16 protein-coding genes are annotated in these 17712 nt (G+C 39.1%); all 16 read right to left on the bottom strand.

The features are described 5' to 3' along the window. Positions 1-138 precede the first annotated feature (138 nt). The 16 genes from N8M95_RS00800 to N8M95_RS00725 all read right to left on the bottom strand — a co-directional run bounded on the left by N8M95_RS00800 (position 139) and on the right by N8M95_RS00725 (position 17549). Complete coding sequence (locus N8M95_RS00800) at positions 139-795, bottom strand: MmcQ/YjbR family DNA-binding protein (protein ID WP_261116393.1); 657 nt, start codon at positions 793-795, stop codon at positions 139-141. 43 nt (positions 796-838) lie between these two features. Beyond that, positions 839-1471, bottom strand: coding sequence for a copper homeostasis protein CutC (locus tag N8M95_RS00795; protein ID WP_261116392.1), 633 nt, complete (start codon positions 1469-1471; stop codon positions 839-841). 93 nt (positions 1472-1564) lie between these two features. Then, entirely contained in the window at positions 1565-1924 is a 360-nt protein-coding gene (locus N8M95_RS00790; RefSeq protein ID WP_064276062.1) for a YbaN family protein, read from the bottom strand. A gap of 105 nt (positions 1925-2029) precedes the next feature. Next, positions 2030-4117 carry a type I DNA topoisomerase gene (gene topA, locus N8M95_RS00785; RefSeq protein ID WP_261116391.1) on the bottom strand — a complete coding sequence of 696 codons (2088 nt, stop codon included), beginning with the start codon at positions 4115-4117 and terminating at the stop codon, positions 2030-2032. Between the two features lie 117 nt (positions 4118-4234). After that, a complete protein-coding gene (gene dprA / locus N8M95_RS00780) occupies positions 4235-5083 on the bottom strand; it encodes a DNA-processing protein DprA (RefSeq protein ID WP_261116390.1) in 849 nt (282 codons plus the stop codon). Positions 5084-5221: 138 nt separating this feature from the next. Continuing rightward, entirely contained in the window at positions 5222-7045 is a 1824-nt protein-coding gene (lepA, locus tag N8M95_RS00775) for a translation elongation factor 4 (protein ID WP_001047207.1), read from the bottom strand. 78 nt (positions 7046-7123) lie between these two features. Next, positions 7124-7852 carry a metallophosphoesterase family protein gene (locus tag N8M95_RS00770; RefSeq protein ID WP_261116389.1) on the bottom strand — a complete coding sequence of 243 codons (729 nt, stop codon included), beginning with the start codon at positions 7850-7852 and terminating at the stop codon, positions 7124-7126. Between the two features lies 1 nt (position 7853). Next, entirely contained in the window at positions 7854-9521 is a 1668-nt protein-coding gene (recN, locus tag N8M95_RS00765) for a DNA repair protein RecN (protein WP_261116388.1), read from the bottom strand. A gap of 6 nt (positions 9522-9527) precedes the next feature. Then, positions 9528-9959: an arginine repressor gene (locus N8M95_RS00760; protein ID WP_001034401.1), complete on the bottom strand. Its 432-nt coding sequence runs from the start codon at positions 9957-9959 to the stop codon at positions 9528-9530. Beyond that, a complete protein-coding gene (locus N8M95_RS00755) occupies positions 9952-10767 on the bottom strand; it encodes a TlyA family RNA methyltransferase (RefSeq protein WP_261116387.1) in 816 nt (271 codons plus the stop codon). Before N8M95_RS00755 ends, N8M95_RS00760 begins: the two co-directional genes overlap by 8 nt. Next, a complete protein-coding gene (locus N8M95_RS00750) occupies positions 10760-11635 on the bottom strand; it encodes a polyprenyl synthetase family protein (RefSeq protein ID WP_261116386.1) in 876 nt (291 codons plus the stop codon). The genes N8M95_RS00755 and N8M95_RS00750 overlap by 8 nt, the downstream gene beginning before the upstream one ends. After that, positions 11632-11844, bottom strand: coding sequence for an exodeoxyribonuclease VII small subunit (locus tag N8M95_RS00745; protein ID WP_000043226.1), 213 nt, complete (start codon positions 11842-11844; stop codon positions 11632-11634). The genes N8M95_RS00750 and N8M95_RS00745 overlap by 4 nt, the downstream gene beginning before the upstream one ends. After that, positions 11822-13162: an exodeoxyribonuclease VII large subunit gene (gene xseA, locus N8M95_RS00740; protein WP_261116385.1), complete on the bottom strand. Its 1341-nt coding sequence runs from the start codon at positions 13160-13162 to the stop codon at positions 11822-11824. Before xseA ends, N8M95_RS00745 begins: the two co-directional genes overlap by 23 nt. 127 nt (positions 13163-13289) lie before the next feature. Then, a complete protein-coding gene (udk, locus tag N8M95_RS00735; protein ID WP_261116384.1) occupies positions 13290-13928 on the bottom strand; it encodes a uridine kinase in 639 nt (212 codons plus the stop codon). Positions 13929-14262: 334 nt separating this feature from the next. Continuing rightward, a complete protein-coding gene (locus N8M95_RS00730; protein ID WP_020901457.1) occupies positions 14263-15417 on the bottom strand; it encodes an HNH endonuclease in 1155 nt (384 codons plus the stop codon). Between the two features lie 26 nt (positions 15418-15443). After that, entirely contained in the window at positions 15444-17549 is a 2106-nt protein-coding gene (locus N8M95_RS00725; protein WP_020901458.1) for an AAA family ATPase, read from the bottom strand. Positions 17550-17712 lie beyond the last annotated feature (163 nt).

The raw sequence follows: 17712 nt of genomic DNA, 5'->3' as shown, positions 1-17712 counted from the left end.
TCTCCTTCGTTTGATATCTTGTTTAGTATTTTAGCATAGGCAAAAGTTCTTGTCAAGAAAAAATCCAATATTTTCTGAAAATTTCTTCAGTAGAGAATATTTTGCTAATTGAAAGTTATTGAAAATCCTTGAAATATTTCATTTTTTAGTGGTTAAGTTCCAACTTTTTTCCATCAATTCCAATACTTCTTTGTCTGATAAAGTATCATCAAGCGCCACACTAATCCAGTAACGTTTGTTCATATGAAAGGCTGGATAAACGCCTTTGTGTGAAAGTAAATCAGCTACTTGATCATGTTTGAGGTTGACTGCTTCCACCTGTCCTTCTCTGCCCTTTTCCAGCTTATCCCAAGAGATTTTCATCAAGACGGCATACCACTTTTGATTGCCTTCGTGTCTTAACACTGCTGTATCAGGCGACTTTTCCCACAGATACTCCAGCTGATTACCATACTTTTCCTGAACCTGAACCATGATACGCTTAGTCTGAGGACAGATAAAATCCTGTACCTCAAAACAAGCCTTCCGAATCTGGTAAAGAATCTCCAAACAAGTCTCACGGACACTTGCAACAAAACTTCCTTTAAAACTTTCCATATGAACTTGAGGATAGAGATCACCAGTCTCCTGGTCAAAGACTTGAAAACTCACATTATCAGTAGTGATGGACACAGTCATGATAAAATCACCCTGCAAAATCTGGCAACTATAGGTCCAAACTCCCCTATTTTCTACAAAACCATAAGCATGAGCCTTTTCTTTATTAAATTGATAGGATTTAAAAATTTCAAACATAAGTGAAAACTGCTACCAAAAGCTAGCAGTTCCTTTCTATTTTTTAAAAGACAACCTTGGTTCCATGCAATTGTGTCACACCTAGCTGGTCGATAAAGGTTTGACGGTTGTCAAGGTCAATCCCCCCACCTGGTAGAATTTCAATCTTACCTTTAGCATGTTCCAAAATTCTGTGATAGTGAGCAAAACGTTTTTCTAAGGAATCCCCAGACACACCAGCACGAGTTAAGATACGAGTTACTCCAGCTTGGCTGAGCCAGTCAATAGCTTCCAGTTGATCTTCATCGCTCAATTCATCAAAGGCCATGTGGAAGACAATTTCCATTCCTTTTGATGCAGTAATTAACTTTTCAAGATTAGGTTTATCCAACTTCTTATCAGCAGTTAAAGCTCCAAATACAACCCCTTGACTTCCAGTCTGAGCAGTTAAACGAATGTCTTCTAGCATAATAGCAATTTCTAGGTCATTGTAGACAAAGTCTCCACCACGTGGACGAATCATGGTCATGATGGTCGTATCGTAGTTAGCTGCCAATTCAACCGCTGCCTTGGTCACTCCATAGCTTGGTGTTGTTCCTCCCACTGCTAGATTATCACAGAGTTCAATTCGACGAGCTCCAGCCTGCATCGCTTTTTCAAGCAAGGTCACATTTTCAGCACAAAATTCGTAAATCATTTGATTCTCCTTGAAGATTACTTTAAATTTATTATATCATATTGTTGTGAATATGTTTTCATTTTTATCAAGGGAAATAGTTACAAATTTTACTTATTCTTTATCTGGAATGACCTTGAAGAGATAATAAGTGATAAAGATGGTCAAAGCACCCAGACCGATTTTGACTGGTAAGAGAGGTGCAAAATAAATGGAAATCCCCATCAAGATGTAGATAGATACGATGATTTTTTTCTTACGTTCACGCGCAATAGACTTAGTCTCGCGAAAATCAGCCACATATGCTTGATAGAGTTTGGTATGATAAAGCCAATCTTCGAAGCGCTTGGAACTTCTTGAGAAACAAGCAATAGACAACAAAAGAAAAGGCGTTGTCGGCAATAAGGGCAAAACAACCCCAATAATAGCCAAGGCCAGTGATAAAAAACCAATTATCAGATAAATAATACGCATAACTTCTCCTAGTTAAAATAATCTTCTTCTAGTTTCGCATACAATGATGAATTTTGTCAAGCTCCAACCAAAAAGAGCCTGAAATTCACTTTCAGGACTCTCCTCTTATTTAATCTTTTCTTCTTCGTAGTCACCCTTGCTACAAACAACCTGCTTGCCACCACCACGGACTTTTTTCTCCATAAGGAAGTTGCCACATTTTGGACAGTCACGACCAACAGGCTTATCCCAAGAAGTAAATTCACATTCTGGATAGCGATTGCAACCATAGAAGAGGCGGTTACGCTTGGTTTTACGTTCAATGATTTGTCCCTGATGACAACTTGGACACTCAACACCGATTTCTTTCACGATTGCTTGGGTATGACGACAATCTGGGAAATTGCTACAAGCGTAGAACTTACCAAAACGACCAAGTTTAATGACCATTGGACTGCCACAGACTTCACAGTCAAATCCAGCTGGTTCATCCTTGATTTGGATTTTTTCCATTTCTTCTTCAGCCTTGGCCACTTCTTTAGAGAATGGTTTGTAAAAGGCATCAATAACACGTTGCCACTGCTCTTTTCCAACTTCGACATCATCTAGTTTGCCTTCCATTTCAGCTGTAAAGGTCACGTTTACGATATCTGGGAAATATTCAACAATGAGTTTATTGACAATTTCTCCCAACTCTGTCGGTTCAAAACGTTTGGCTGCAAGGCGAACATAGTAACGTTTCTGAATGGTTTCAATGGTTGGTGCATAGGTTGATGGACGTCCAACCCCATTTTCCTCCAAGGTCTTGATCAAGGTCGCTTCAGAATAGCGAGCAGGCGGTTGTGTGAAATGTTGCTCTGGTTTGCTATTGACCTGCTTGACCATATCTCCAACAGCCATATCTGGTAACATCTTATTCTTGTCAGAATCGTTATAAATGGCCAGATAACCATCAAACTTAACCTGACTACCATTGGCAGCAAATTGGACCCCATTTTGAGACAATTTAACAGCCATAGTATCAAAGACAGCAGCTGTCATCTGACTCGCTACAAAACGATTCCAAATAAGAGTATAAAGCTTGAGCTGATCCTTGTCCAGATACTTAGCAATACTTTCAGGTGTATTAAAGACGCTAGACGGGCGAATCGCCTCATGGGCATCCTGAGCTCCAGAAGCATTTTTAACCTTGCTACCATGCTTAGAATACTTGCTACCAAAACGATCCGTAATGAAACTTGCTGCTTCGTTCTGCGCTACTGGACTGATACGAGTCGAATCGGTACGCATATAGGTAATCAAACCTTGAACACCAGAACCGATATTAATTCCTTCATAGAGCTGTTGGGCAACCATCATGGTTTTTCGAGTACGGAAATTAATTTTATTGGCAGCATCCATCTGCATAGATGAAGTGGTATAGGGTAAAGGAGCATTGCGTTTGCGCTCTTTCTTATCTACCTGATCCACTGAAAAATCTTTGCTAGTCAGACGAGACAAGACTTCCTTAACTTCATCTTTGCTAGTCAGTTTCAGCTTTTTGCCATCCACTCCATAGAAGGATGCCTGAAATTGCTTGGTTCCCTTTTTAAAGACAGCATCAATTGTCCAGTATTCTTCCGGCTGGAAGGCATTGATTTCATTCTCACGATCAATGATTAACTTAAGCGCAATAGATTGAACGCGACCTGCTGACAAGCCCTTCTTAACCTTCTTCCACAAAATAGGCGAAATCGAATAGCCTACCAAGCGATCCAAAACACGACGAGCCTGTTGGGCATCAACCAAGTCCATATCAATCTTGCGTGGTTCTTTAAATGCATTTTTGACTGCATCCTTGGTGATTTCATTGAAGACCACACGGTTAGCATCATTTTCATCCAAGTTGAGAATATGAGCCAAATGCCAAGAAATCGCTTCTCCTTCACGGTCCGGGTCACTCGCCAGAAAGACTTTATTAGCTTTTTTGGCTTCTTTTTTCAAGTCATTGATAAGAGGACCTTTTCCTCGGATATTGATATATTGCGGTTCATAATTATTTTCAATATCGACTGACATACTGGATTTCTTCAAATCACGGATATGCCCGACACTGGCTAAAACCTTGTAGTTTCTACCTAGATATTTTTCAATCGTCTTGGCCTTAGCAGGCGACTCCACGATTACTAGATTTTTTTTAACTGTTGATTTTTTCTTTTTTGTTGCCGTAGCCACAGTATCACACCTTTTCAAAGTAATAAACTTTATAAAGTGTAAACCATTTTGCCATAACTGTCAAGACTTAGCTCCTATATATAGAAGAAAAGTTGGTTTAGAAAGAGAAATTTTGTCTTAAAATTCAAATTCCGCAAGAACATCTTGCCCGCTGGTGACCAATTTTGCCCCTTCTTGAATCAAATGATGGCAACCGTCTGATAGTCCATCTAAAATGCTACCAGGAATAGCAAAAACATCGCGCCCTTCTTCCATTGCCCTCTCACAGGTAATGAGACTACCTGAACGCATCTTAGCCTCTGCAACAATCACACCACGGCAAAGTCCAGCAATGATGCGATTACGAGCAGGAAAATGAAATTTCAGAGGTTGTTCACCAGGTCCATATTCACTTAGAACCAGATGATCATTGCCGATGTAGTCTTGCAAGCGTTTATTAGCTTTAGGATAAAACACATCCAGTCCTGTCCCAATCACTGCAATGGTTTTTCCGCCATTCTGCAGAGCTGCCATATGGGCTGCTGTATCGATCCCCTTGGCTAATCCACTGACAATAACCAGTTCATTTTCCAAATCCTGAATGATTTTTTCAACTGACTTAGCTCCTTGTTTGCTACAAGCACGACTGCCCACAACCGCTACCTTAGGAAATTTCAAGAGGTCAAGATTTCCCTTGTAAAATAAAAGCACAGGTGCATCATATATTTCACTCAAATCCCAAGGGTAACAGTCATCTAAAATAGAGAAAGATGGAAATTTTTGAAATTCTTTCTCCAAATGCGAATCATCTATCTGAAAATAACGTTCCATAAAAACAGCTGGATTTCGGCAACCTGATATATCTGCAATATCACCCAATAAAAGTTCCTGATCAACATTTTCACCGTATTCTAGAACTGCCAAAATCTGTTGATTAGTCAAACCTGATTTTTTCAACTTATAGATTTCATAGTTTGTGATTTTCATAAATATCTCCATTTCTTTTTCTACTCATCTATTTATTCGTAAAACAAATTAAAAAGAAGACCATTTGATCTTCTTTTATTTATCTTGGTTATTTGATATTTAAAGTCTATCAACAATAAAATATTTTTCTTTATACTTCTACTCTTCATCCATGCTCAAGACGCTGAGGAAGGCTTCTTGTGGAACTTCTACTGATCCGATAGCTTTCATGCGTTTCTTACCAGCTTTTTGTTTTTCAAGCAGTTTACGCTTACGAGAAACGTCACCACCATAACATTTAGCAAGTACGTTCTTACGAAGGGCCTTGATATCAGTACGAGCGACAATCTTGTGTCCAATAGCTGCTTGGATTGGTACTTCAAATTGTTGACGAGGAATAATTTTCTTGAGCTTATCAACGATGAGTTTTCCACGTTCGTAGGCAAAATCCTTGTGAACGATAAAGCTAAGGGCATCCACCTTGTCTCCGTTGAGAAGGATATCCATTTTCACTAGCTTAGATGGGCGATATTCTGACAATTCGTAGTCAAAGCTTGCATAACCACGAGTAGATGACTTAAGCTTATCAAAGAAGTCAAATACGATTTCAGCAAGTGGAATTTGATAGATGACATTAACACGGTTATCATCGATATAATCCATAGTCACAAAGTCCCCACGCTTGCGCTGAGCTAGCTCCATTACTGCTCCTACGAACTCCTGTGGTACCATGATTTGCGCCTTAACATAAGGCTCTTCAATGGTCGCAATCTTGGTAGGATCTGGGAACTCAGATGGGTTGGACACATCCATAGACTCGCCGTCGGTCAAGTTGACCTTATAGATAACAGATGGAGCTGTCATGATGAGGTCAATGTTGAACTCACGTTCCAAACGCTCTTGGATAACATCCATATGGAGAAGGCCAAGGAAACCACAACGGAAACCAAATCCAAGTGCCTGAGATGTTTCTGGTTCAAACTGAAGACTAGCATCATTCAGTTGCAATTTTTCAAGCGCTTCACGTAGGTCATTGTACTTGTTTGACTCGATAGGATATAGCCCCGCAAAGACCATAGGATTCATCTGCTTGTAACCATGTAATGGCTCTGCCGCAGGATTGGTTGCCAAGGTAACGGTATCACCCACACGAGTATCCTGAACCGTCTTGATAGACGCTGCAATATAACCAACGTCACCAGTCGCAAGGAAATCACGACCAACTGCCTTGGGTGTAAAGATACCGACTTCCGTAACATCAAAAGTCTTGCCATTACTCATAAGTTGAATCTTATCGCCAGGTTTAACCACCCCGTCCATAACACGAACTTGAAGGATAACCCCACGGTAAGCATCGTAAACAGAGTCGAAAATCAAGGCCTTAAGTGGAGCCGTCACATCACCCGTTGGTGCTGGTACTTTTTCTACGATTTGCTCGAGGATTTCTTCAATACCGATACCAGCCTTGGCAGAAGCCAAAACTGCTTCACTGGCATCCAAACCAATGACATCTTCAATCTCTGTACGCACGCGCTCAGGATCTGCAGCTGGTAGGTCAATTTTGTTAATGACTGGCATGATTTCCAAATCATTGTCCAAGGCTAGATAAACGTTGGCAAGGGTTTGAGCCTCAATACCTTGAGCGGCATCGACCACCAAAATAGCACCCTCACAGGCAGCGAGCGAACGTGAAACTTCATAAGTGAAGTCTACGTGCCCCGGCGTGTCAATCAAGTGGAAAATATAAGTTTCGCCATCTTTTGCAGTATAATTCAGCTCAATGGCATTTAACTTAATGGTAATCCCACGTTCTCGCTCTAGATCCATGCTATCCAAAAGCTGAGCCTGCATTTCACGACTGGAGACTGTCTCTGTTTTTTCCAAAATGCGGTCTGCTAGAGTCGACTTTCCATGGTCAATATGGGCGATAATAGAGAAGTTACGGATCTTCTCCTGTCGTTTTTTCAATTCTTCTAAGTTCATGATTCTCTTCCTTTCAGGGTATCTATTTATTATAAATTGTTTTTGACATTTTGACAAGACCATACCCTGCTAGGAGTACTAATCCTCAGCGATAAAGCCGTCATTTTCGATAAAGTGGTGTTCTGTCATTCCTTGGTCAGTAAAGACAATCCCATGAAGGACACCACCATAAACAGCTCCTCCGTCCATCCCAATCTTGCCATCTTCTGTAGTCCAAAGCTCAGCTGTACCACGCTCTTGCTTTAACAAACCATAAACCGGTGTATGACCAAAGACAATGATTTTTCCAGTATGATTTTCTGCTTCGTGGAATGGTTTTCTAAGCCAGACTTTTTTATAATCTGTGGTTTCATGCCAGTCATCCAAGGTCAAATCAATACCTGCGTGAACAAAGATATACTTATCTGTCTCGACTACAAATGGCATTTGACGAATAAACTTGACCAAGTCTGCTGCTTCAGTAGCAACACGCTTGGCATCTTCTACTCCGTCAACTGGTGCATCCAAGGGACGACCTAGGATAGAGTTAATGGTTGTATCTCCACCATTACGACGATAGTGGTCATAGCTTTCTTCTGGGTTATCGAGCCAAGTCAAAAACATATACTCGTGGTTTCCTGATAGACAGATAGCCCCTTGATTGTCCACTAAGTCCTTAACCATTTCTAGAACACGGCGACTATCTTCACCACGGTCAATCAAGTCCCCTAGAAAGAGCAACTGGGTCTGGCCGTCCCATGTTTTGAGAAGGTCTTCCAGCATCCCAGCTTTTCCGTGAACATCTCCAATTACATAATAGTCTGTCATCTTATTTCTCCCTGTTTCTCAACAATTCTCTAGCTTGCGTCAGGGCTGCTTCCGTCACATCATCACCTGCCAACATTTTAGCAACTTCCTCCACTCGCTCTTCAACCGTCAAGAGACGAACAGTCGAAACTGTTGAATGGTCATTGCTAATCTTCTCGATAAAGAATTGATAATCCGCAATCGCAATCACTTGTGGCAAATGGGAAATAGCCAGAACCTGACCATGTTGGCCAATCTTGTGAATCTTTTGCGCAATAGCCTGAGCTACACGACCTGAAACTCCCGTATCCACTTCATCAAAGACAATGCTTGTCTTGCCTTCTTTTCGTGAAAAGGCAGACTTAATGGCTAGCATGAGACGAGATAATTCCCCACCAGATGCAACCTTGACCAAGGGTTTAAAGTCTTCGCCAGGGTTGGTTGAAATGTAAAACTCGACCATTTCATTGCCCTCACGACTGAATTTGCCCTTGCTAAAACGAACCTGAAACTGGGCTTTTTCCATATAGAGGTCTTGCAATTCTTGCTTAATCTCAGCTTCGAGCTGCTGAGCCAAATCGTGACGAGCAGATGCAAGCTGGCCTGCTAAATCGACAAGATTGACTTCCAATTTCTTGAGCTCAGCTTCCATATCCTCAGACGAAAGGTTATTGCCTGTCAAGAGGTTGTATTCTTCCGTAATCTTGGCGAAATAGAGCAAGACATCGTCAACAGTCCCACCATACTTACGAGTAATAGTATGAAGGAGGTCCAAACGATTCTCGACCTGCATGAGGCGATTACCATCAAAATCTAAATCCTCAATGATTGCTTCCAAACGTTTGCTGATATCTTCTAAGACATAGTAGGTCTCAGACAGAGAACTCGAAATTTCACGGTATTCAGGGTCATACTCTTCTACACTTTCCATGTCATTCATGGCTGAACGAACGTTGGCCAGACTTGAAAAATCTTCATTGTCTAACATACTGTAGGCATTGGTCAGTGTATCAGCAATATTTTTATGGTTGAGGAGTTTATCTCGCTCTTGGTTAAGAGCCAAGTCCTCACCTGCTTGCAAGTTTGCTGCCTCAATCTCTGCCATTTGAAATTCCAACATTTCAATACGAGCCTTGTGTTCCTGTTGGTTTTTCTTGACTTCCAGGACCTGCTTGCGCATTTTCCGATAGGCATCAAAACTCGTTTGATAGGTTTCTTTCAAGTCCCAAAAAGCTGCGTCACCAAATTCATCCAACATCTGAATATGCAGTTGAGGCCGCATTAACTCTTCTTGGTCATGCTGACCATGTATATCCACCAGATGTTGCCCAATAGCACGCAAAACAGACAGATTAACCATCTGGCCATTGACACGACTAATACTCCGACCATTTTGCAAGATTTCCCGACGAATGATAATTTCATCACCTAATTCTAAACCTTGCTCATCAAAAATTTCCTGTAAAAGGCGACTATTCTCAACTGAGAAAAGCCCCTCTATCTCTGCCTTTGGCGCACCATGACGAATAACATCTATCGTCGCACGAGCTCCCAACATCATATTCATGGCATCAATGATAATCGACTTCCCTGCACCCGTTTCACCAGTCAGGACAGTCATTCCCTTTTCAAAATTGAGGGAAATAGCCTCAATAATGGCAAAGTTTTTTATCGAAATTTCAAGTAACATACAGACCTACCAATTTTTTACTTGTTCAAAGATTTCCTCAGCTAGACTTTCACTTCTGGCAATGACTAAAATCGAGCTATCATCAGCTAAACAACTAAAAATCTTATCCGCAAAAGTCTCGGTTAACTGAGCTTTTACAAAAGCTGTATTCCCTGGGATAACTTGGAGATTGATCATCTTATCCATCAATTCTGCCGATTCGATATTGTCTTCAGCTAGTTGCAAACTTTTCACGATTGATTTTGGCAATTCATAGACATAGGTGTTGTCTCTCAAAGGAATTTTGACAATACCTAGCTCTTTGATATCTCGTGATACCGTCGCTTGAGTGGCAGTGATACCTGCTTCTTTTAAATGTTCTACGATTTCTTCCTGCGTACCGATTTGATAATCTGTCACAAATCGTCTAATTTTTTCAAGTCTCTCTTTTTTATTCATTTTTAAATTGACTATGCGCCCTCTCTACTACTTCTTCAATTTCAGCAAGAACCTGGTTGCTTGCTGACTCTTCTTTTTTCAAATACGCTAAAAACTCAATATTTCCATGTCCGCCTTGGATGGGAGAAAAGTCCAAACCAAGGACTGAAAAGCCTTCCTCTACTGCCATAGCTGTGACAGCTTCAAGGACATTCTGGTGAACATTGGAATCTCGAATGATTCCATTTTTTCCAATCTGCTCACGACCTGCCTCAAACTGGGGTTTAACCAAAGCTACAACCTGACCTTGACTAGCCAAGACACGGTGCAAGGCTGGAAGGATCAGACTGAGGGAAATGAAACTCACGTCAATACTGGCAAAGCTCGGTTCCTGCTCGAAATCAGTCTTTTCAGCATAGCGGAAATTGAACTGCTCCATGCTGACAACTCGTGGGTCTTGGCGTAATTTCCAAGCCAACTGATTGGTACCAACATCGACTGCAAAGACCAACTCAGCACCATTTTGCAGCATGACATCGGTAAATCCTCCAGTAGAAGCACCTATATCAATCGTTGTTGCCCCTTCCACTGACAAATCAAAGACCTGCAAAGCCTTTTCTAATTTCAAACCACCACGACTGACATACTTGAGTTTCTCGCCCTTGAGTTTTAGCTCGGTGTCATCTGGAATTTTCTCTCCTGGCTTGTCAAAACGCTCTCCGTTAAGGACTGCTACGACTAGACCAGCCATTACTCCACGCTTGGCCTGTTCTCGCGTTTCAAACAAACCCTGTTTATAAGCTAGTACGTCCACTCTTTCCTTAGCCATTGATTCTCAAACTTTCTACTACACTTACAATCGATTCTATCTCAAAAGGAACCTGCTGGGCAATGTCGTCTAATTTGGCATTAGCTTGATCCAGAGTCTGGTTACAAAAGGCAATAGCCTCTTCTAAGCCCAACAAAGCTGGATAGGTTGATTTTTCAGCCTGTAGGTCCTTTTGAGGTGTCTTGCCAATTTCCTCAAAACTAGCAGTCACATCCAGTACATCATCTCGAACTTGAAAAGCAAGCCCAATCAATTCACCAACAGTTTTCAGCTTTGCCTGCATTTCAGGTGCCAATTCGGCTATGATGGCTGCTGCTTGGAAGGGATAGGCTAGTAACTTTCCAGTCTTATTAGCATGGATGGTCTGGAGTTCTTCCAAAGACAATTGCTGATGTTCGCCTTCCATATCCAAAACCTGCCCTGCCACCATGCCCAAACTTCCTGAAGCAAGAGATAAGTTGGCAATCAAGTCCACCTTGATCTGACTTGGCAAATCTGCCTGCGCTATCAAAGCATAGGGATCTAGGAACAAGGCATCTCCAGCCAAAATGGCCATAGCTTCACCGAATTTCTTATGATTGGTCAAGCGTCCCCGACGGTAATCATCATCATCCATAGCTGGAAGATCATCGTGAATCAAGCTACCTGTATGAATCATTTCCAAGGCCGAAGCCACCTGCGCGTGAGCAGGTTTGATAGCAACCTGCAAGGCTTCCAGAACTTCTAACAAGAGAAAAGGCCGAATACGCTTGCCACCAGCATGAATGGAATAGAGAACAGACTCTCGCAAACTAGAGGCAAACTGCTGGTCTCCATAAAAGTCTTCCAAGGCCGACTCGACAAGAGCTAATTTTTCTTGCTTTTTCATTCAAAATCACTTTCTGTTCCGTCTTCTTGCATGACCTTAACCAAGGTCTTTTCAGCCTTGTCCAGCGTCGCTTGGAGCTCTTTTGACAAGACCATGCCCTTTTGAAAGGCCGCAATCGCATCTTCCAGAGCAATTTCACCATTTTCCAAACTTTGGACAATAGTCTCCAGTTCTGCTAGATTTTCCTCAAATTTCTTTTGTTTTGACATCTTTAACCTCTAATTCTACTTGACCATCTCGCATCAAAAGCGTCACTTGGTCTTTTTTCTTCAAACTCTCAACCGAATCAACTACGGACTCTTCTTTTTTGACAATAGCATAGCCACGCGCCACAATTCGACTGGTATCCAACATAAGCAATGCTTCTGAAAGTCGCTTGACCTCAGCAACCTTGGCATCATAAACCAGCGCCATTTGGCTACGTAAGAGCTTGTCCAACTGGCCTAGACGGTCGTGATAACGTTGGATTTTGGTAACAGGTGACAATTGGACTAGTCGATGCATCCTTGCTTGAACGACTTGTTTGTTATCAGAAATCTGTGTTCTCAAACTTTGTTTTAATCGTAGTTGCAATTGATCCAAGCGTTGCAAATAACCGTCATACAAGCGCTCTGGTTGTCTAAAAATAACAGACTGACTGCATTTTTTCAAAGCTTCTTGTTTCTTAGATAGGACATTTCGGACTGCTGTCGCCATCCGTTTCTCCTGATTTTGCAAATGAGCTAATACATCCAACTTGGTCACAGGTGTTGCCAGTTCAGCCGCTGCTGTCGGCGTCGCCGCCCGACGATCTGCCACAAAATCCGCCAAGGTCACATCCGTCTCATGCCCCACACTAGAGATAACTGGCAAACGAGATTCAAAAATAGCTCGTACCACAGTCTCTTCGTTAAAGGCCCAGAGATCCTCTATGGAACCACCACCACGACCAATAATCAGCAAGTCCAAATCGTCACGTTGATTAGCACGCGCAATATTCCGTGCTATTTCCTCTGCTGCTCCATCTCCTTGAACCTTGGTCGGATAAAGAAGGATGTCAACACCTGGAAATCGCCTGCTGACGGTCGTGATAATATCTCTAATAACAGCTCCGCTACGGCTGGTCACTACACCAATTCGCTTAGCAAACTGAGGAAGAGGTTGCTTGAAGCGTTCTTGAAACAGGCCTTCTTCTGTCAATTTTTTCTTGAGTTGTTCAAACTGAATCGCAAGCGCCCCAACCCCATCAGGCTCAGCTTTTTCAATAATGATGGAGTAGCTACCACTCGGTTCGTAGACCTGTACACGCCCAATCACATTGATCTTCATCCCTTCTTCAAGGTCAAAGCCTAATTTCTGATAAATCCCAGACCAGATGGTCGCTTGAATAACTGCATGGTCATCTTTTAGGGAGAAATATTGGTGAGTAGGTCGTTTACGAAAATTGGAAACTTGACCAGTTAAATAGACCCGTTCCAAGTAAGGGTCTTTATCGAATTTCATTTTCAGATACTTGGTCAAAGTTGTTACCGATAAATACTTTTCCATCTCCACCTACTATTCATTTTCTTGCTCTTTCATGGGTATTATTATACCAAAAATATGCCTAAAAATCTCCATTTATGTACCATTATGAAGGAAAAATAGAAAAAGGAGGCAAGGCCTCCAAATCTGTTTATTTGCTGTTTCGAGCTTCTTCCAAAATCTTTGCAATCTTGGTTGTCAACAGGTCGATAGCGACTGTATTGCTGACTCCCTCAGGAATGACGATATCAGCATAACGCTTGGTCGGCTCGATAAACTGATGGTACATTGGTTTGACCACACCTAAATACTGCTCAATAACGCTATCAAGACTACGGCCACGCTCTTCCATATCGCGCTTGATACGACGAATAATGCGCACATCATCGTCTGTATCCACAAAAATCTTGATATCCATCAAATCGCGCAGACGCTTGTCCTCCAAGACCAAAATCCCCTCAACGATAAAGACATCTTGAGGCTCTTGACGATAGGTCTTGTTGCTTCGTGTATGCTCTGTATAGTCGTAGGTCGGGATGTCCACCGGACGCCCTGCCAACAATTCCTTAATCTGCTCAATCATCAAGTCTGTATCAAAGGCAAAAGGATGGTCGTAGTTGGTTTTGACACGCTCTTCAAAGGTCAAATGAGACTGATCCTTGTAGTATGAATCATGCTCAATCATGGAAATCTTTTCATCAGGAAAATGCGATAAAATGGCTCTTGAAACACTGGTCTTACCTCCACCAGAACCACCTGTCACTCCGATAATGATTGGTCTATTTTGCATGCTATCCTCCGTTTTTTTATCCGTCGTCTATTCTATCACATTTTTTGCAAAATTTATAGTCTGATTTTAGGGCACTCATCTAATAAATTTTAATAGAAATCATGGTATCTGCTTTGATTAACGAAACAAAAAGACTTTGCAATTTTTAAGTAAAAAGGTTTGATATCTATAACCAATTTCGTATAATCTTTATATACGGTTTTCTAAGACTATCTCTTGATTCAGATTAAATTGCTGATGCATGCTTTGCTGTTCCCTCCACTGATTTTTGATTCATCTCTTTCATTTTTTATGATTCTTAACTTCATTTTCTTCTACTATTTTGAGTTTCATCTTAAATAGCAATTATAGAAGCACAATCTTCTCCGAAATGCTCAAAACTTTTTCCACTTTCTATGTAGTACTTAACAATTTCCTCTATTAAGCATTTTTTTCTTAACCTATCATCTTTATCTTCATCTTCTTTAAATAATTTAGGAAAATCAATAGAAAGCCCTTGTTTTTTTATCTGTTGGTAATAGATAATAAGATCATCTTTGTTATTTTTAACAAACATTTCTAAATCTTTCATTGTTTGTACTTCGTTCATATCATTCTGAAATTCTGGATTTGAAAAAGCAATATATTGAGAAGGCTGACGACGTTTGTTTATCTCCTCATTTAATTTATAAATAACAGAAATATCTTTGTCTATTATTTTTGTTAAATACTCACATATTTTAAATCCAAAATAATTTTGATCAAACCAATACTTATCGTCAATCTTTTCAAATTCACGATTTTTTTTATATGTATCAAACAGATAGTTTATGTGCTCCTTCAAAATAGATTTTGAAATAAATTTTGAAATAATTAGTGTCTTATTTGCTAATATGGTCATAATTCTTTGAAACTCTAACTTAACTCTATGAGTGTAAGTTTTTTCAATATTATAATTATCAATAAAATTATGAATACGTTTACTATTAGAATTATCTTTGTAATTAAATTCAACTTCCGGCCAAAATCCCTCGTTTGTATCAACAAATTTTATATCAAAATAATCCTCAATATCAAACTCTTCAAAGTAAGGATGGATTTCACTCTTTTCTTTTATTCGAGACCTTTTACTGTGTTTAGAAGTATTGCACTCTCTACAACATTTAACTAAGTTGATAGGTAAAATAGCAAGCCTAGGTTCACCTTCTCCCCCCTTAGGAATGATATGCTCAAGGGTTACATTAGTTGAAAATACACATTCACAAATAGGACAAATTGCTTGATTATTACTATTTTTCACAACTGGGAATTTTTGAAATAACCCTTTAGATTTTTTTCGGATATGACTATCATACCAAGACGATTCAACCTCACACTGTGATTGAATTAAATTAACATTCAATTCATACAACGAACATATACTAGCTTTACTTTCATATTCCTCATCTAGCTCTATTAAAAATCTACGAAGAACCTTCTTTTTGACAGTATTTGGTAATACCGCTATCACTTCTTCTATAGACGGATATTCTTTAGCTACTCTTTTGATAAGACTTCACCCACTTTCTCTATCTCATCTTTCACTACAAGATACTTCAGAAAAGCTTCATCACCTAGGTATTGACAATCTTCACTTGATAACAGATTAATATCTTCTAAATCATTTTGTCCTTCTCCAATAATTTCTTCCTTTCGATCATTAAAGAAGCTATTATAACCTGTTTGTTGTAATTCCACTCCATATATATTCTTATATAAGGTGTCTAAATTTTGACCATAGGTTTTGTAATAAATATTTGTTAATTCGTGATTAGAATCTAATTTATAGACATTACAATGAGGAATTTCTTGGATGATTACTGGTGAATGTGTAGCCATCAAACAGAAAGCTTTATTATTATCCACTAACTCTGAAACAGCTCTAATAAATGCTTTAACCATAGGTGGATGCATAAACGTTTCTGGCTCATCAAAAATTACCAAGCTTCCTTGATTAATACTTGAAATAAGCTTCGTAATATATAAAAGAATGGTTGCTTGTCCTGAACTTAATGTATCAATTTTTTCAATATCATTCTTAGAAATATTTCTATCTTGAAAAGCATTGATAATATCATCTACCCAAGATTCAAATGTAAAGAAATTCAAACAATCTCCCCACATTTTCAATTTATCTTCAGAAGCAATCAAATCAATCAACAGATTTTGTATATAGTAGGAAAAGCTTTCTTTGATGCTTATCTTACCTTCAAATCCTTCTTTTAGTGTATTCTCAGCAACTAAATACTTACTAGATTTCTGATATAGATACTTCTTCACATCAGTCAGTGCTAATGCTTCGGCTTTCTTTAGTACTTCTAGAATTGGAGGATACTTCACTGAAACAAATCCTACTTTTTCATAGATAATTTCACCGTCTGAGTCTTTCCCTTTATCACTAATTTCCTTACGGCTACCATCTTTATCAAAATTAATAATATTGTCAAATGGACTCAAAGAAAAGTGTAGTATCTGTGAAAATTTCTTATCCCCTGCCATATGTTCACTTATTATCTGATTGATTTTATAGGATTTCCCACTACCATTTCCACCAACAACTGCATAGACATTCATTGGTAATTTTGACTTTCTATTTTTTTTGAAATTTAGCGCCCCTTTATCTATACCATCTTCTTTAAAACTATAATTTATAGATGTTTCTCTATCATCTACCGCCTGTATTATATTTTTTCCATCCCCTGAATAATGCACCGTAGAATTAGAATATCCAAAAACAGTCAATGGATGAAATACTTCCTTGATTTCTTTTAAAGTAGTTGTTCTTAGAAATGAACTATATAAAAAACTATGGTATTCACTATTTGGTGGAGTGAAATCCAAAGTTTGTCCATGTAAATCAGATTTTTTTGAATACTCTATTGCAAATTTTTCCAATACACTTGTGTTATAAGCAAGGTCTCTAGATCGAGTAAACCATTTTTGACGATTTTTATAAGAAAGATATTTTTTTAAAAATTCATAGTACGCCACTTCACCCAAGGAACAAAAATCTTCATCAGGATATTCTCCTTCGCCACTTTTTAAATAATCCATAGAAAGATTATTTTTCGGATTAACTCGTAACTCAAAAGTTTGTTCCCAAATCGTAAAATTTAAAACCAATTTATAACCATAATCATCCCAATCACTATTTTTTATAGACATCTGCTCTACAAAATCATCAAAACTTAAGGAAATAATTTCCTGCAATGTCTCTAAGTATCTCTCATCATCCTTTTCAACTCTTATAAAATGACTTGTAAAAAAATCTTGTTCAATAATAAAGTAACTCTGTCCAATATAGTTTTCGAATTCTGTTAACTTATTATTTTTCGTAATTTCAATATTTCCAGTTTTAGGGCTATCGGTTAACTCAGTGATAACAAAATAATTTTCTAAGTCAGAATTCCAGTCTATTGCTGACTGCGCAAACTTATTGATAATTAAAAAATTACTTTTTTCATATTTTTTTTCTAATTCTTTTAGATCATACTGGACTAATACTCCTTGTTTAGTTATTTTATAAAAACTACTTCTACTTTTTAACCAGTCAATCTCCGAATACTCACTTCTAATTCTTTCAATAATTTCGCTAACACTCATTTTTAAGAAATTCCTTTCATTTTGTTATCATTATATCAAAATACAAATATAATGCCCTAGTTTTGTATGTAGTCGCTTTCATTGACTTCCTTCTTCGATATGCATATTAACACCTAGTGACAACTTACCCAAATCTATAATGAGAAATTAAAAAGACAGCAAT

It is taken from the genome of Streptococcus mitis (genome assembly GCF_946190325.1).
In the GTDB taxonomy this organism is placed as follows: Bacteria; Bacillota; Bacilli; order Lactobacillales; family Streptococcaceae; genus Streptococcus; species Streptococcus mitis_CF.
This window is presented reverse-complemented; position numbering and strand designations above follow the sequence as displayed.

Coding starts and splice junctions, on each gene's coding strand:
- N8M95_RS00800 (WP_261116393.1), bottom strand. CDS start 795: ATGTTTGAAATTTTTAAATCCTATCAATTTAATAAAGAAAAGGCTCAT.
- N8M95_RS00795 (WP_261116392.1), bottom strand. CDS start 1,471: ATGATTTACGAATTTTGTGCTGAAAATGTGACCTTGCTTGAAAAAGCG.
- N8M95_RS00790 (WP_064276062.1), bottom strand. CDS start 1,924: ATGCGTATTATTTATCTGATAATTGGTTTTTTATCACTGGCCTTGGCT.
- dprA (WP_261116390.1), bottom strand. CDS start 5,083: ATGAAAATCACAAACTATGAAATCTATAAGTTGAAAAAATCAGGTTTG.
- lepA (WP_001047207.1), bottom strand. CDS start 7,045: ATGAACTTAGAAGAATTGAAAAAACGACAGGAGAAGATCCGTAACTTC.
- N8M95_RS00770 (WP_261116389.1), bottom strand. CDS start 7,852: ATGACAGACTATTATGTAATTGGAGATGTTCACGGAAAAGCTGGGATG.
- recN (WP_261116388.1), bottom strand. CDS start 9,521: ATGTTACTTGAAATTTCGATAAAAAACTTTGCCATTATTGAGGCTATT.
- N8M95_RS00760 (WP_001034401.1), bottom strand. CDS start 9,959: ATGAATAAAAAAGAGAGACTTGAAAAAATTAGACGATTTGTGACAGAT.
- N8M95_RS00755 (WP_261116387.1), bottom strand. CDS start 10,767: ATGGCTAAGGAAAGAGTGGACGTACTAGCTTATAAACAGGGTTTGTTT.
- N8M95_RS00750 (WP_261116386.1), bottom strand. CDS start 11,635: ATGAAAAAGCAAGAAAAATTAGCTCTTGTCGAGTCGGCCTTGGAAGAC.
- N8M95_RS00745 (WP_000043226.1), bottom strand. CDS start 11,844: ATGTCAAAACAAAAGAAATTTGAGGAAAATCTAGCAGAACTGGAGACT.
- xseA (WP_261116385.1), bottom strand. CDS start 13,162: ATGGAAAAGTATTTATCGGTAACAACTTTGACCAAGTATCTGAAAATG.
- udk (WP_261116384.1), bottom strand. CDS start 13,928: ATGCAAAATAGACCAATCATTATCGGAGTGACAGGTGGTTCTGGTGGA.
- N8M95_RS00725 (WP_020901458.1), bottom strand. CDS start 17,549: ATGAGTGTTAGCGAAATTATTGAAAGAATTAGAAGTGAGTATTCGGAG.